Source organism: Roseibium sp. (assembly GCF_025698965.1).
In the GTDB taxonomy this organism is placed as follows: domain Bacteria; phylum Pseudomonadota; class Alphaproteobacteria; order Rhizobiales; family Stappiaceae; genus Roseibium.
The window spans coordinates 30,334-44,499 of record NZ_JAILWL010000002.1 but is presented as its reverse complement, the minus strand read 5'-3'; the positions used below and the strand labels follow the sequence as shown (position 1 = coordinate 44,499).

Below are 14,166 nucleotides of genomic sequence, written 5' to 3'. Positions count from 1 at the left end.
TCGCAAAAAAACGCTAGTTGATGCCGCTGTCGAACTTCTCAAAACAGACGATGTTTTTGCCAACGGACTCCAATTATTGATACCTACTTGGAAGCTTCCTGAAGACACCAAGGAAGCTTTGGAGTTCAAACTGCTCTTTGCCACTTTGAACCGTGACAATTATCAAGTCATGACGGATCCTGAGACCGGTGATGAAAGTCTAAATTTAGTCTATCCGGAAGAGCTCAATCTAGAAATCCAGTCGTGGCAAAGCGAAAATGCAGAGCCAACAGATTACCTGTATTTGCCATACCGTTGCGAGAAGAGACTGCAAGGAGGGCAAAGACTCAACAATGAGGAAGCTGAGTATCTTTCTAGCTTTATCCAGGAGTTCGAAGCGGGTACGCACGATAACGATGCTGCGAAATCAGAATGTAGAATTGCAGCAGCGGCCACGCTCATTTCTCTCGGCGAGCAATGGCTATCAAAAAATCCCGAGGCGCAAATCCAAGTGCTGGCAATCCTACGAGAGACCCTTTCAGGGATTCCATCGACTGAAGATAGGATTCGCGATTACCGTATCGGAAAGTCGCACAGCGAGATTCAGTTTGCAGCCTATGCTGTCATGCATCTCTGGCTCAAGAACAATGAGGCTTCACAAGAGTGGGAGGGCGATGTCCTTCGGCTCTTGACGAGTGGTGATGAAAATGTGGCGGCGACTGTCGTAAGAATCGCCCACGAAAATCGCGAACGACTTGGATCAGCATGGTGGCGGCTGCTTCGTGCTGGGGTCCTCTGGTCAGGTTTGATACGCTTGGCGCGACACCAGTTCGATGGTGAAGAAGTTGAAGATGCTTGGAAAATTTGGCTTGCACGGCTCCGCCGTTTTCCCTTACGAAATAAGGACGCTACACCAGACGATCTCAACCTAGAACGCGTCGCTCAGGGTTGCGGTCGGTTGGATTACCAGCGTCGTATGCGCCACTATGAAACCGGGCAAGATGCATGGCGAGGAAAGCCGAAACGCGATAAATGCTTTTCCTTAGACACCCATTTTCTAGGCGCCTTGTTCAGTTGGCTCATAGACAGCATTGGAACTGACGATTGGTCTCTGCGCGCTGACCTCGCGCTGCGGCTCTGGGATTACGAAGCAACCCGGGGAAAGGCGCATTCGAAAGAGAAGTACGGTGAATACGACCTTCCGAGCCAGCGTCTCGGTTACGGAACTCTCTCGAAGCTTGCTGTATTGCTGGTCGCAGCACCTGAAAGGGAACAAAAGACAATTTGGAAGTCTGTTCTGAGGCATGGACCAGCTGCTCACGCCGCATTGCAATACTTCATTTCTACCTGTTTTCTGCGTCTCAGCGACGTCGATGACCCCTCAGCGTTCGAGCCACTTCTACGTGAGATGGCGGAGTACGGACTCGCGGCGGACTGGTCACAACCAGGCCTCTGGTTCTACGGTGAACGTTTGATTTGCGATTTGCTTGGTTTCGGAAACGAAAGTATTCTCGCGACACTCAGGCCAGGCGCAGCTTTGCGGCTCAAGGATCTCTACCAACGCTGGGCTGAAACCCATTTAGATAGTGACGAAGAATCTGTCAGACGATTCTGTCATTTTCTAATGACAGATTTTGGAGCCCCGTTGCGATTTGATGGTCTCCGTTGGCTTAGTACTATGCTAAATGGGGCCAGCCGCTCCGGTTACTGGTATCGCGAGGGCACCGGCGATGCGTTAGTCGCGCTTGCCGTAGAAACTTTGACTTCGGATACACAAGCTCTGTCAAAGAATCCCGAGGCACGGCAGGCGGTGATTGAGATTGTCGCATCTTTGGTTGCAAAAGGTGTTCCTGAAGCACTTGCTCTGCAAGACCGCATAAAGTGCATTCGATAAAGGAGATCCAGTTTAGCGGATCGGCATAGGTCGAATGAAACTGCATCTCTTCCAAATGCAAAAAGAGCCTCAAGTCCAGCTCCGCCGCAGCTAGTTCATTCCAACAAATTGACATTGTCGACTACGCCAAGCATCACTCCCAATGAGTGATTAGCTGAGTGCTCATGCAAAAAGGAAGACTTCCCGCCCGAAAAAGCACCGAACGGATGTCTTTTGACCTGCTCCCCTGATTGTCCGCATTCATAAGTTAGCTCTGTTCGGCAATGTGGAATCTGTGACTGATCAGCAAGTTGTCATTCATGATGACCATAGTCGCTTGGTTGTCGCAACCCGAGCGCTTAGTCGGATCGATGCGCTGTTTGGTAGTAAATCACACTGATTGCAATTTTCAGCAGAAGACTTACCTCCTACTTCACGATGGGAGGAGTGGTGTGAACATGAGCAGGTGGGAATACAATCAACGTGAGTCTGTGAGACGTTCTGAGGCGAACTGGCGTGCGGAGAATCCACATATCGACACCGAGGTGTGGGAGATCGACCCGGCCCATCATCAGATCTACGTTTCCCCAAAACAGGCAAACCTGAGTGATATCAAGCGGGACTTCGAACACCGATATGCCCAAGCCGCAGACTTCGTAACAATGGTCGACGAGCGTCCAGAAAATGCGATCCGCATTGCGTCTATTTCTGACAAAAACTGGTCGACCGGTTTTGCGGGCACCCCGCTTACGGTCGCTGATACACAAGTTCTGCTGGCCGGAAAGTTCCCCGATGCACCGCTGCTGGCGTCAGCTGGGCCAGACGGGAATGGCTCCCTCGACTACGCTTTCGAGGCGCCACTGCCAGACGGTCTGTGGGACGAAATCAAGGTGGTGCTTGAGCCAAACACAAAAGGCATGACGCCACGCCTCGTGAATCCACAACCGTTGGAATCACAAATAGATGAGAGACAAGCAGAGGGAAACCTTTTCAAGCCAGCCAAACTGCGCTGCCAAGTTCCTGAGTTCGTAGCGAAAGACGAGGCTTGGTGGTTCGACGAAGTCGAGACGCTTTACGAAGGCCGGTTGTCTCCACGTGCTTTCGGCTTCACTGACGATGCTGACATGGCTTGTTACGTCGATGCCAGCATATGGCCAACAGTCGATCTGCGCCAACTTCTGCTCGCTTTCGACACGATCTACATGACACCGCCCATCACAGACGGCTCGGCCGGCGACAGATTTTGGGAAACACAGACCATAGACCAAACTGGCCTTCTGCAAATGATTGAAGCAGATCGAGTTCGGCTATTACTATCTCATCCGGAGGAGCGATACGATGTCGATTTCCTGAGTAGAGCTCAAGCCCTAAACCTGCGAGGTGTTCTTAGCAGGCGAAAGTCTGCTGCCTTCTACATCTCCAATATCGTTGAAATGGACGATTGGTTTCTGTTTTCCGATCCCGCGCTGCGTAGCGATCTGCAGTTGGTCATTAAGCGGTTGGTCGCAGAGCTGAACATCTCAGACAAAGAAGTAGCTGCGTGGTTGTTCTATCCTCGCATGGCTCGCCGCAACAGTTTTCCCTACACGATGAGCCAAGGTTTGCTCGGTATTCAGGGATTTGGACAGGGACGGCACTTCGGCGATAGTCTGCATCGCATAACTGGCAAAGATGGTCGGTTGGAAGCCATGACCTTTGGCACACAGGTTGAGATCGCCCGAATGCTGGACGCAACGTTTATTCCGCCTAACAGTCCGAACTACGTCACAACATGGCACGAGCCGATGCGCATAATCGGCGACAGGCTGAACTTCTTCCGCCACTTCCGAAGAGGCATCTCTGCTCGATGGGCAACGAACGAACGTCGCAAGCGGAAAGAATCCGCAACCCTTCTGCCTCCTCTTCCGCTCATGACTTTTCATCCCGCTGCCACAGTTGACGATGTGCTTGCCTATACCAGCCAAACCTCGTTGCGAAGAAAAGGCAGGAGCCTGATAACGCGGCTGGCTGAACTGCCAGAAGAAGAACGACGTCAGGAACTCGATCGTCTGGAGCGAGAGCTGTATGAGGACAAGCTAGGCAAACGCAAATGGCTCGACCGCCGCGATGTACTGGATCTCTCGGCGCCCTTGGTGTCAGCAGGTACAGGGTTGCCCTTGACAACATTTCTGGGCGCTTGGGACATGCTGCAAAGCATTCTGCGCGTTGCTCGCCGTGCACCAGCACTGGATCGGCTCGTCGAGGTTGTTGAAGAGGCAATCAGCGACAAGGTTCAAATCAATGACGCTTTGTCTTTCCTGTCGAAGATGGACCCAGTCGCGACCATCCGAAAGGAGTAGCTCAACTTTAGAGGCGTTTTGGGAACGTTTCGACTGATGGTTGCCGAAAAAGAACGTCGGAACTAAACGCCTCAACAGTTGGAGTAGTGCACTGGGTTCCAGAACGCTTTGCACGTCGGGTCTTATGAAACAATATGCTGTTATATTGGCGCAGATGGCCGAAACCGACACGTGCGTGCCGCGCAGCATCCTGCAATGTGGGCTTCAAGCCAGCCCAGATAACGGATCAATCGGATGACAGTTACCTTGTCATGAGGAAAGAGACTTTCTCAGCGTTATCATGTCCGCCAAATTGATCGGCGATTGCATGTCGAATGCCGAAGAGAATAACATTTCGAGCAAGTGTCGGGTTGGATTCCATTGCGATCAAGGCAGCTGTCGCTTGAGGGGGGCGCCGTACGAAGCCGTAGGTTCGTTTACAGAGCACAGATGAAATGCCAGAGGAGATTGTGCACCAAAGCGCTCTCTGCATTTCATGTCGCATCTATGTTGCATGGACTTGCCGTGTGTAGTTTGAAATTGGCGGAATTCTGCGGAAATTGGTTGTGAGAAGATGCAACAAAAAAATGCAAAAGAACTGCCGCTTCTTTCTGTTAAGTTGTTGAATTTATTTGGTAAAATTTGGTAGCGGAGGAGGGACTCGAACCCCCGACACGCGGATTATGATTCCGCTGCTCTAACCACCTGAGCTACTCCGCCATCTGCGCGATCCGGGCAGAGGCGCCCGCGCGACGTGGGGTGCTTATAGTGAGGCTGCGGGCAGGCGTCAAGCGTTGAATGTGCGCCTGCCCGCATTCTTTTTTGGTTGTCCTCAGGCCGCTGAAACCGGGGTTTCCGCCTGTGGAAAATCGATTGCCCAAGTGCCTGTGCGCTCGGTCTTGTGGATCCATCCACCGCCCAGAACCCGGGCGGTTTCATCGTCGCTGTCAAAGAAGACACAGGCCTGTCCCGGAGCAACGCCGGTTTCACCATTGGCAAGGTCGACAAAGGCTTTGCCGTTCAGCACCCGGAGTGTTGCCGGTGCCGGCGGCCGGGTGGAGCGAACCTTGGCAAAGACCTCAATTTCATCACCCTCGTCGAGTGGCTGGTCGCCGACCCAGTTCATTTCCCTCAACAAAATGGTTCGGGTTGCCAGTGCCTCGCGCGGGCCGACCACAACGCGCCGGGTTTCCGGGTCAAGGCGGACGACGTAAAGCGGTTCGCCCGTTGCAACACCGATGCCGCGGCGCTGACCGATCGTGAAATGGATGATGCCGTCATGCTTGCCCAGAATACGGCCGTCCATGTGGACGATGTCTCCCGGTTCGATTGCGTTGGGGCGCAGCTTGCGGATCACTTCCGCGTAGTCACCATTGGGCACAAAGCAGATGTCCTGACTGTCAGGCTTGTTGGCAACCGACAAGCCGAACTCGGCGGCCAGTTCACGCACTTTCGCCTTGGGCATGCCGCCTAGGGGAAAACGGACGAAATCCAGCTGTTCCTGGGTCGTGGCAAACAGGAAATAGCTCTGGTCCCGGTCCAGATCCGTCGGGCGATAGAGTGCGCGCTTGTTGCCCTGCTGTGCGGAACGGACATAGTGGCCGGTCGCCAAGGCGTCCGCGCCCAGATCCCTGGCGGTTTTCAGAAGGTCGGTGAACTTGACCGTCTGATTGCATGAAACGCACGGGATCGGTGTTTCGCCGGCAATGTAACTGTCAGCGAACCGGTCCATCACCTGCTCCTTGAAGCGGCTTTCATAATCCAGCACGTAATGAGGAATGCCGATTTTTTCCGCCGCGCGCCGAGCATCATGAATGTCGACGCCGGCGCAGCACGACTTGGCCTTGGCAACTGCTGCACCGTGGTCATAAAGCTGCAGCGTGACGCCGATGACGTCATAGCCTTCGGCGTGCATCATCGCCGCAACGACCGAGCTGTCGACACCGCCGGACATGGCAACAACGACACGTGTATCTTCCGGCCGGCCGGGCAGATCCAGACTGTTTCGCATTTAATTCACTTCCAGAAGTCTTCTGGCTGATCGGTGCAGGGGGAACACTCCAGCGTTCTCGCGCTTCTGTCCTCAAGTCGATGGTCCGGCAAGATCATGCGAACTCGGGTTCAGGCGCACCAATCGAGGCCTTTTCAAAGTTGGCGGCACTATACAGACAAGAATATGCAATGCCAATTGCTTCCTTCCGAAGGATTCGTTTGACCGCCCGGACAAGCAGATCGCGAGTAATGCCAAACCGGTTCCCTGATTTTTCATCCGTGGATATGAGGTTCAGGATCGCAATTTCAAAGGCGTTACGCATGGTGCGGGCGGATGGGTTTCGGGCTTGATCCATTAAGCATGCTGGCCGCGTTGTCTTGTTAAAATGGAAGAAAGTCATTAGAATTTCCGTAAGGTAAATAAGAATTTAGATTTGGATAGTGTGTTTTATTGGTTGAGGCGCTGTAATGAAAGTTGGCCTTGTCGAAACCATGGATCAGCTGCAGGCGTATAAAAACGTCTGGTGTGATGTTTACCAGCGAGACCCGGAAAGCCAGTTCTATCTTTCCTGGTGGTGGCTTACCGACTTTCTGAGCCGGTCAGATGAGGACTGGGTCGTGTTGACGGCTGCCCCTGAGGAGACAAGCCAGCCGGTCGCCTTTTTGCCTTTGCGGGTAAAGCTGAAGCGGCGCAAGAAGTCCGGTATTTTCGTCAACGGTTTTATCATGGCCGGTAATTATGCGGCCGATTACACCGGTCTTTTGTGTCTGCCTGAGTTTGAAGACGAGGCAATTCCCGCCTTTGCAAGACATCTCAAAACCATGGCTTGGGCGTTTCTCAATCTTGACTACCTGCGAATGTCGGAGAAGCGCAAAGGGTTGTTTCTTGGTGAGTTTCCCAAGAAGACCTTTGGTTTCAAGTCCCTTCCGTCAGTCAACAAGAAAGACAATGTCAATAACCTGATTTGTCCCTATGTCGATTTGCCGGACAGTTTTGACGCATATCTGGCGGAAAAACTCAGCGCCAACTCGCGCCAGAAGTTGCGCCGGCTTTTGCGCAAGGTCGATGCGGGCGACGACTATCGCATCACACATGCGGATGCTGACAGCATAGACCGTGACATCGAAACTCTGTTGAAATTCTGGGAGGCACAATGGGCATCACGCAAGGGCGAATATCTTAAGAAGATCCTCTCCAACAACCGCATTCTTCTGCGCAGCGGTTTTGAACTCGGTCATTTGTATATGCCGGTCCTGTGGAAGGGGGACCAGCCGCATGGAGTACTGGGCAGCTTTCTCGACCATGAGAAGAAGGCAGTGCTGTTCATGATTTCCGGTCGCGATCCCTCATTTAACGAAATTCCGAGCGGGCTGCTCCTTCACGCACACAGCATTCGGCATGCTATTGAAACGGGCTTTCGCACTTACGATTTCCTGCGCGGCAACGAACCGTACAAATATTCCTTCGGATGCCAGGAGCGCGCTATCGAACGGATCACGGTCTCAACCAAAAGCGGGGTCAATCTGGGAGGGAGGCTCGCTGCCCGGACCGTTCCTCTGGTATTCAAGCAGGTGCTGTTGCTTCACAAGAAGCGCTATCGGGATGAAGCTGAAATCGGATACCGGCAGATCCTGGAAACCGCGCCAAGGCATGCTGGTGCGCTTTACGGCTTGGCCCAGCTGCTCGCAGCCAGGCAAGAAGATGCGGAGGCGGCGCAGTTGTTCGAGACGCTGACCGCCCTGCAGCCGGCAAATTTAAAGGCGTGGTTGCGCCTGGCTCAGGTTTATCAAAGGTCGTCCGGCGCCGAGGCCGCCTGCGGTGCATATCGAAAGGTGCTCGCGATCGACCCCAAGCTGATTTCAGCACATTTCGGCCTTGCGAAGTGTCTGGCGGAAATGGACCGGCCAAGTGAAGCCGTCGACGTGCTTCAGGCTATCATGCGCTTGCCGCCGCGTAACGAAGCGGAGCGGACGGTTGCAGTTGAAGCAACGAAGCTGCTGAGCGTCTTGAAGCCTGGCCTGGTCTTCACGCATCCGCTGGTTCAATCCATTGCAGCGCCTGGTCAGACGCCCTTTGTGGTTCCGGGCGAGACTGGCGATGTAAATGTGGTGCTGAAGCCTTCCGAGAAATAGTCCCTCGCAGACCATGTCAGGGCGGCACTCCTGCAAACCGGACCAAGCGGATCCACATTCATGGGAACACAGCAGATGCGGCAGGCACGCATTGCCGTGTCGGCAAAGCTTGCCGCCTCCTCGTTTCGAAAGATTGTGCTGTATCTGCGGTAAAGTCATTAAATTCAACATCTTAATCAGTTGATAAAAACTGGCCCGATGCTTGCTTTGTCCTGTGGGACGAAATGCGTCCGCGTGGGCGGTGAAGGGATCGGGGGCGAAATTGCTGCCATTTGGATTGATGACCGATGTTTCTGCTGGGGCCTTGGCAGCCGGAACAGGTGGTTTGCAAAATGCAGGTCAGGTTGTAGCTGGTGGCAAGCAGCCGACCGGATTTGCACAAGAGTTGTCCGCATTCGCACAAGCTCAGAGTTTACCTGGCGAGGGAACGCCTGGCTTCGATGCTTTTGAAAACGGCGCGGGACTGTTTGTCGAAGAACTCTCGGCAGACAATCTGCCTGAGGCTGGTGGTGAGGGTGATGTCGATGCATTGACCGGAAGCACTGGGGATGAGGTTCCCGGTGCTTTTCCTCCGCAAGCCGAAACAAAAGTGAGGACAGCTGGAGAAGAGTGGTCCTGGAAGGATCTCGGCTCAGAACAGCTGACGCAAAAAACTTCCGGCTTGCCCCCTTTGGATCGGGCGTCGCCGACGCAAGGTGAGGGTGTTGCCGATCAATTGCCAGGCCCACCGCGATCGTCAGCACAGGGCGCGCAGGCACAGCCGCCGCTGGGTGCTGGAAACAAACCTGAAAGCGAGACGGCGCTTGCGGCCGCAGATGGCGCGCCGCCAAAGCTTAACGGAGCACAAGCTCAACCGGCATCAGTGTCGCTGGGCCCTGTTGCAGCCGATGAGGGTGCTGCGGGTTCTCAGGTTGGTGTCGGCAAGATTGAGGCAGGTGATGCAAAAGCTGCCAAAACCGTTGTTGGCAGCGACGAGCCTTCCGAAGCCAGGCAGGTTTTGGTTCGCAGTCCTCTTCAGGACGAAGCTGCCGGCGTCGCGAACAGGTCTTCGGGAGAAAGGCTGGGGTTGGGTGGCATCGAAGCCGTATCATTGCAGAGCAAAGCGCCCTTGTCTGCCTTGGAGCCGATCACCGGGGCAGTTGAGCGCCGTTGGCAAAGTGAGTTGCCGCAAGAACTTCGGGCGTCCGCTGGTCGCACTGGAGTTGCTACTGATCCTGCTGCACAAATCGCAAAGAATGCTCCTGGCATCTTGGGTGTGCCTAGTGACGATGCAATTGTGGTTCCGCAGGCAAATGATGGAAAAAACCACGTCTCCGTGCCGGAGCAACCTGTTCCGGGTCAAGATGGCGAGCCAACCGATGGAGCCGTTTCTGAATTGCTTCGGAAAGCTTCCGGTGCGGGTGACAATCCGGCCGTGAAAGACGCACAAACGACTGTTTCGGATCAGGGCAGGGATGCGAAGCAGCAGCAAGGCGCTCCAACAGTCGCTGCTGCCGCTGGTGTGCGGTCTCAGAACACTTCTCAACACGCATCGCAATCTGCTTTTCAGGGAGCGGTTGTTGAGGGAAGCCCTGCCGCTGAAGCTGCATCGGTTGATGCGCCGCTTGAGGCCAAGCCTCAGGAAGTTGTCGGGTCTGGCAAGCAGGTTGCAGTCGGTGGTGACGAGCCTCGTATCGGTGGCAAGGATAAAACTGCAGGTGGAAACGAGCGTCTGGAGGCGCTGGCAGGACGTCCGGGTGAAAGGGCGGCGGCTGCCAATCCATCAATGACTGGAAATCCTCCGATTGCCGCCGCCGCAATACTGACGTCGCAGGTCATGACCGAGGATGGGGACGTGACACTGACAGACGTCAGTTTTACTGGTGAAGCTTCGGCAACGGTTCGCGGTGGAGACCTGACCGGAGCGATGCGGACGGAAAGTCTGCAAACGCCGAACCAGGCGCAGTCCGGTCACGTTTCGACGCAAGTGGCCGCTGAAATTGCACGCAATCTCAAAAATGGCCAGACCAAGTTTCAGATGAGATTTGATCCGCCGGAACTGGGTCGCGTCGAAGTGAACATGAAGGTGGGTGCTGATGGCAGTGTTCAGGCTCATCTGATCGTGGAGCGACCGGAGACCCTCGACATGTTCCTGCGTGACCAGCGCGGACTTGAGAGAGCGCTTGAGGCTGCCGGCCTCAATACGGATTCCGGCAATCTTCAGTTTTCGCTGAAGCAGGACGGTGGACGGGAGTTCGCCTCTGGTGACGGGCAGTCCGACCAATTCGGTGGTCAATCTGATGAGCGAGATGGCTCTGAAGGGGCGGGTTCCGATCCGCATGAGGAAGAAATTGTTCGTTTGACGCTTGCTGCTCAACGCGGTGGCTTGGATGTGAAAATATGAAACTGATGCGCTCTAGGCAGATGTCGGTTCGGGAGTTGATACAATGACGACGGTTTCCTCAAGCACGGGTACCACGACGACAAACAGCAGCACTGGCCAAGCCGGCCTGATGGCAAACTACGACTTGTTCCTGAGCATCCTGACAACGCAGATCCAGAACCAGGATCCGCTCGATCCGATGGATTCTGGCGAATACACCAGTCAGCTGGTGCAATATTCGAATGTTGAGCAATCGATCCAGCAGAACCGGAATCTTGAGAGCATCATTGCCTCGTTGGCAAGCAGCCAAAGTCTGAGCTTTGTCAGTTACATCGGAAATGAAGTTACGGCAGACGCCTCAACGACAACATTGTCCGGAGGGCAGGCGACCTGGAACTACGACGTCAGCGAGGCGGCAACCGGAACAGTTGAAGTCCGGAATTCGAGCGGGGCTGTTGTCTATAGCGGTGATGTGGAACTCGAGGCGGGGAGTGGAACATTCAACTGGAACGGTCAAACCGATTCCGGCGGTGAAGCCCCGGACGGACTTTACACAATCTCGTTCGACGTGAAGGATGCCAACAGTCGTGCCGAAACAGTGCGCACAGAGCTTACCGGTATTGTCGAAAGCGTTGATATGTCAAAGTCCGAGGCGATTTTGAAGGTTGGCAATCAGGAAATTCCGGTGTCGTCCGTTATTGCCGTCTCACGTCCGAGCTGAAGCAGGTCATATCCTCATAAGGTGGACCGCGAGGGTGTGAGGATCTGCTCTAGTGGTTCGGATTACTGGCTTGCTTTGCTGCGTTTGGTGCTTTTGCCGGACGTGTTTGGCTTTATTTTGTGCCTTCTTATTGAAAATTCTTCTGAAAATGCCGAGATGATCGTGCGACGGCTCAATTATTTCGAGTGTGCCGGCCCGTGTTCCATTCGTAATTTACACGATATCTCCGTTCTGCCTCGCAAAATGCATCACATGCTTTTTATGGTTAACAAATTCATATATTGCGGTTAATAATTTTAGTTGTTTTCTTTGTATAATCCTAAATATCATTCACTAAATTTAGATTTTATAGTTAATAAAAACACAACTTTGCTTTAGTCGTTTGTTAAGTGTCGTCCTGTAGTCTCAATTCAACCTTGGTCATGGTTAGTGTGAGAGTACAATGACCGAACATATTCGTTCGCGTGTTAAATACGTCATCGGGCCGGATGGTAGTCCGCTTACAATAGCGGATCTGCCGCCGACATCGACAAAGCGGTGGGTGATCCGTCGTAAGGCAGAGGTGGTCGCCGCAGTCCGCGGGGGGTTACTGTCCCTTGAGGAGGCCTGTCAGAGGTATACTCTGACGGTTGAGGAGTTTCTCTCCTGGCAAAGCTCGATTGAAAAACACGGCCTTGCCGGGTTGAGGGCAACTCGTGTTCAGCAGTACCGGAACTGATTGACCAGCTACTGGTTTTTACAGCATCCGTTAGGGCATGAAAGAGGTCGGCTAAGCCGGCCTTTTTTGTTTGTGCTGAAAAACGTTTTGCCAACCGTGTGAAGCATCGGCCGGCTTCGTGTCGTGAAGGCCCGAAAGAGGTGGTGGCATCAGAAAGTTAGCCACATTCTCTAATGTGAATTGCGATCAAATCACGGCAAATTCTTGGCGCAAAGGCTTTCCGGTCAGCGGTAAACTTATCCAAAAGTTAATGAGGTAGGCAGTTTTTCCCCACCTCAGTTGCATATTGCATAAGGCAAAATCGCTGAAATCCGCGGTTGCGCTCATATTGGTTAATGCCTGTTAACGAGTTGTTAACCTTGAAGGCGGCAAATTTTGCCGATCAAGGGCATGGCATGTCGAGCCGACTCCAATAATAACGGCTTGAACATGTTTCAGATGCGGGCGGGCATTCGTGAACGGACTTATTGAATTTATTAAAACACTTGGACCAGCACGTGTTGCCGCCATGGGCGCGGTTGCCGCAATATTGGTTGGCGTGTTCGCGTTCATCATCTTTCGGGTAACCGCCCCGCAAATGACGACGCTTTACAACGAACTGACGCTTGAAGATTCCGCAGCAATCGTTACGCAGCTCGAAAGCCAGGGTGTCCAGTTCGAATTGGCCCGTCAGGGCTCCACCATTTTGGTGTCGAAAGATCAGGTTGCCCGTTTGAGAATGCAGCTTGCGGCTGAAGGTCTGCCAACCGGGGGGTCCATCGGTTACGAGATTTTCGATCGTTCCGATACGCTTGGTGCAACCAGTTTTGTTCAGAACGTCAATCATATGCGTGCCATGGAAGGCGAACTATCGCGGACAATCGGGTCGCTTGATCGTATCCGGGGCGCTCGGGTTCATCTGGTTATCCCTGAACGCCAATTGTTCCAGCGGGACCGCAGGCCTCCTTCCGCATCCATTGTCCTGAACGTCCGGGGCGCACTGGGCCCGGGAGAAATTCGTGCTGTTCAGCACCTTGTAGCCACGGCGGTTGATGGTCTTGACCCGGACCGGGTGTCGATCGTCGATGAAAGCGGTCGTCTGCTGGCATCAGGTGCCAACGGCGATGAAGAGGGGCTCGTTTCCGCTTCGCTGCAGGAACGCACCGTGGAAGTTGAAGGGCGTTTGCGAAACCAGGTTGAAGAGATTCTGAATTCCGTTGTCGGTCCAGGACGGGCGCGCGTGCGCGTCAACGCCGAAGTTGACTATAACCGGCTGACGGAAACGACCGAAACCTTCGATCCGGATGGTCAGGTTGTGCGCTCCACACAAACCAAGGAAGAAGCTTCTTCAGCTGCCAGCCGCAATGCGCAAGTCACCGTCGGCAACCAGTTGCCGAATGCGGCAGGGCAAGGTGGAGATGGGGGGCTGGATACGGCTTCGCTGACCGAGGAAGTCGTCAATTACGAAATTTCCCGTTCCACCAGAACGCAGGTTGTTGAAGCAGGTCAGGTCAAGCGTCTGTCCGTGGCGGTGCTTGTTGACGGTACTTACGAGCCAAACGAGGACGGAGATGCGATTTACACGCCCCGCACACAGGAAACGCTTGACCGGATCGCCGTTCTCGTGCGTTCCGCTGTCGGCTTCGATCAGGGGCGCGGCGACGTCGTTGAAGTCGTCAATCTGCAGTTCGCACTGCCCCCGCAGGATGAGCTGCTGACCGAAGGCGACGGGTTGTTCGAATTCACGCGCGACGACATCGTCCGGTTTGCCGAGCTGGGTGTTTTGTTCCTGATTGCGCTTCTCCTGCTGTTGTTCGTTGTCCGTCCGCTTCTGCGCCGTATCGTGACACCGGAAGAAAAGCAGCCGCAGGAACTGATGATCGGGCCGGACGGAACGCTGGTCGTTGAGACGGAAGTTCCCCAGGAAGAAAGTCATGAAGAAGAGTTCGTGATCGAGTGGCTTGAGCAGGCCAAGCAGGAAGGTGCAATGCAGGCGAGTTCGATCGCGAAAGTGGGTGACATGATCAAAGACCATCCGACAGAGGCGGTGACGATCGTCCGCGGTTGGCTGGATGACCAGGCGGCCTGACA

General features: G+C 54.1%; 9 protein-coding genes and 1 tRNA gene. 7 read left to right on the top strand and 3 right to left on the bottom strand.

All coding sequences use genetic code 11. From position 1 onward, the window contains the following. On the top strand, positions 1 to 1,873 hold a 1,873-nt coding region (locus K5905_RS00460), incomplete at its 5' end, for a hypothetical protein (protein ID WP_297578869.1). 437 nt (positions 1,874 to 2,310) lie between these two features. Further along, the gene (locus K5905_RS00455) at positions 2,311 to 4,191 is read left to right on the top strand and encodes a hypothetical protein (protein WP_297578867.1); all 1,881 of its coding nucleotides are present in this window, start codon (positions 2,311 to 2,313) and stop codon (positions 4,189 to 4,191) included. Between the two features lie 622 nt (positions 4,192 to 4,813). Here K5905_RS00455 and K5905_RS00450 read toward each other — a convergent pair. The 3 genes from K5905_RS00450 to K5905_RS00440 form a co-directional block, all read right to left on the bottom strand. Then, a tRNA-Met gene (locus tag K5905_RS00450) sits at positions 4,814 to 4,890 on the bottom strand. Positions 4,891 to 5,002: 112 nt separating this feature from the next. Next, positions 5,003 to 6,181 (bottom strand): tRNA 2-thiouridine(34) synthase MnmA, encoded by a 1,179-nt coding sequence (gene mnmA, locus K5905_RS00445; RefSeq protein WP_297578865.1) that lies wholly within the window; start codon positions 6,179 to 6,181, stop codon positions 5,003 to 5,005. Positions 6,182 to 6,275: 94 nt separating this feature from the next. Next, a complete protein-coding gene (locus K5905_RS00440) occupies positions 6,276 to 6,563 on the bottom strand; it encodes a hypothetical protein (protein WP_297578863.1) in 288 nt (95 codons plus the stop codon). Between the two features lie 67 nt (positions 6,564 to 6,630). On the opposite strand from K5905_RS00440, the gene K5905_RS00435 reads away from it, so the two are divergent. From K5905_RS00435 to fliF, 5 genes are all read left to right on the top strand, one after another. Beyond that, complete coding sequence (locus tag K5905_RS00435) at positions 6,631 to 8,295, top strand: GNAT family N-acetyltransferase (RefSeq protein ID WP_297578861.1); 1,665 nt, start codon at positions 6,631 to 6,633, stop codon at positions 8,293 to 8,295. 262 nt (positions 8,296 to 8,557) lie between these two features. Beyond that, the gene (locus tag K5905_RS00430) at positions 8,558 to 10,678 is read left to right on the top strand and encodes a flagellar hook-length control protein FliK (protein WP_297578858.1); all 2,121 of its coding nucleotides are present in this window, start codon (positions 8,558 to 8,560) and stop codon (positions 10,676 to 10,678) included. Between the two features lie 43 nt (positions 10,679 to 10,721). After that, positions 10,722 to 11,378 carry a flagellar hook capping FlgD N-terminal domain-containing protein gene (locus K5905_RS00425; RefSeq protein ID WP_297578855.1) on the top strand — a complete coding sequence of 219 codons (657 nt, stop codon included), beginning with the start codon at positions 10,722 to 10,724 and terminating at the stop codon, positions 11,376 to 11,378. Between the two features lie 442 nt (positions 11,379 to 11,820). Next, a complete protein-coding gene (locus K5905_RS00420) occupies positions 11,821 to 12,096 on the top strand; it encodes a DUF1153 domain-containing protein (RefSeq protein ID WP_022998157.1) in 276 nt (91 codons plus the stop codon). A gap of 454 nt (positions 12,097 to 12,550) precedes the next feature. Next, positions 12,551 to 14,164, top strand: a complete 1,614-nt coding sequence (fliF, locus tag K5905_RS00415) for a flagellar basal-body MS-ring/collar protein FliF (protein ID WP_297578852.1) — start codon at positions 12,551 to 12,553, stop codon at positions 14,162 to 14,164. Positions 14,165 to 14,166: the final 2 nt, after the last annotated feature.

Excerpts from the sequence above, each read along its gene's own strand:
- K5905_RS00455 (WP_297578867.1), top strand. The coding sequence starts at position 2,311 with ATGAGCAGGTGGGAATACAATCAACGTGAGTCTGTGAGACGTTCTGAG.
- mnmA (WP_297578865.1), bottom strand. The coding sequence starts at position 6,181 with ATGCGAAACAGTCTGGATCTGCCCGGCCGGCCGGAAGATACACGTGTC.
- K5905_RS00440 (WP_297578863.1), bottom strand. The coding sequence starts at position 6,563 with ATGACTTTCTTCCATTTTAACAAGACAACGCGGCCAGCATGCTTAATG.
- K5905_RS00435 (WP_297578861.1), top strand. The coding sequence starts at position 6,631 with ATGAAAGTTGGCCTTGTCGAAACCATGGATCAGCTGCAGGCGTATAAA.
- K5905_RS00425 (WP_297578855.1), top strand. The coding sequence starts at position 10,722 with ATGACGACGGTTTCCTCAAGCACGGGTACCACGACGACAAACAGCAGC.
- K5905_RS00420 (WP_022998157.1), top strand. The coding sequence starts at position 11,821 with ATGACCGAACATATTCGTTCGCGTGTTAAATACGTCATCGGGCCGGAT.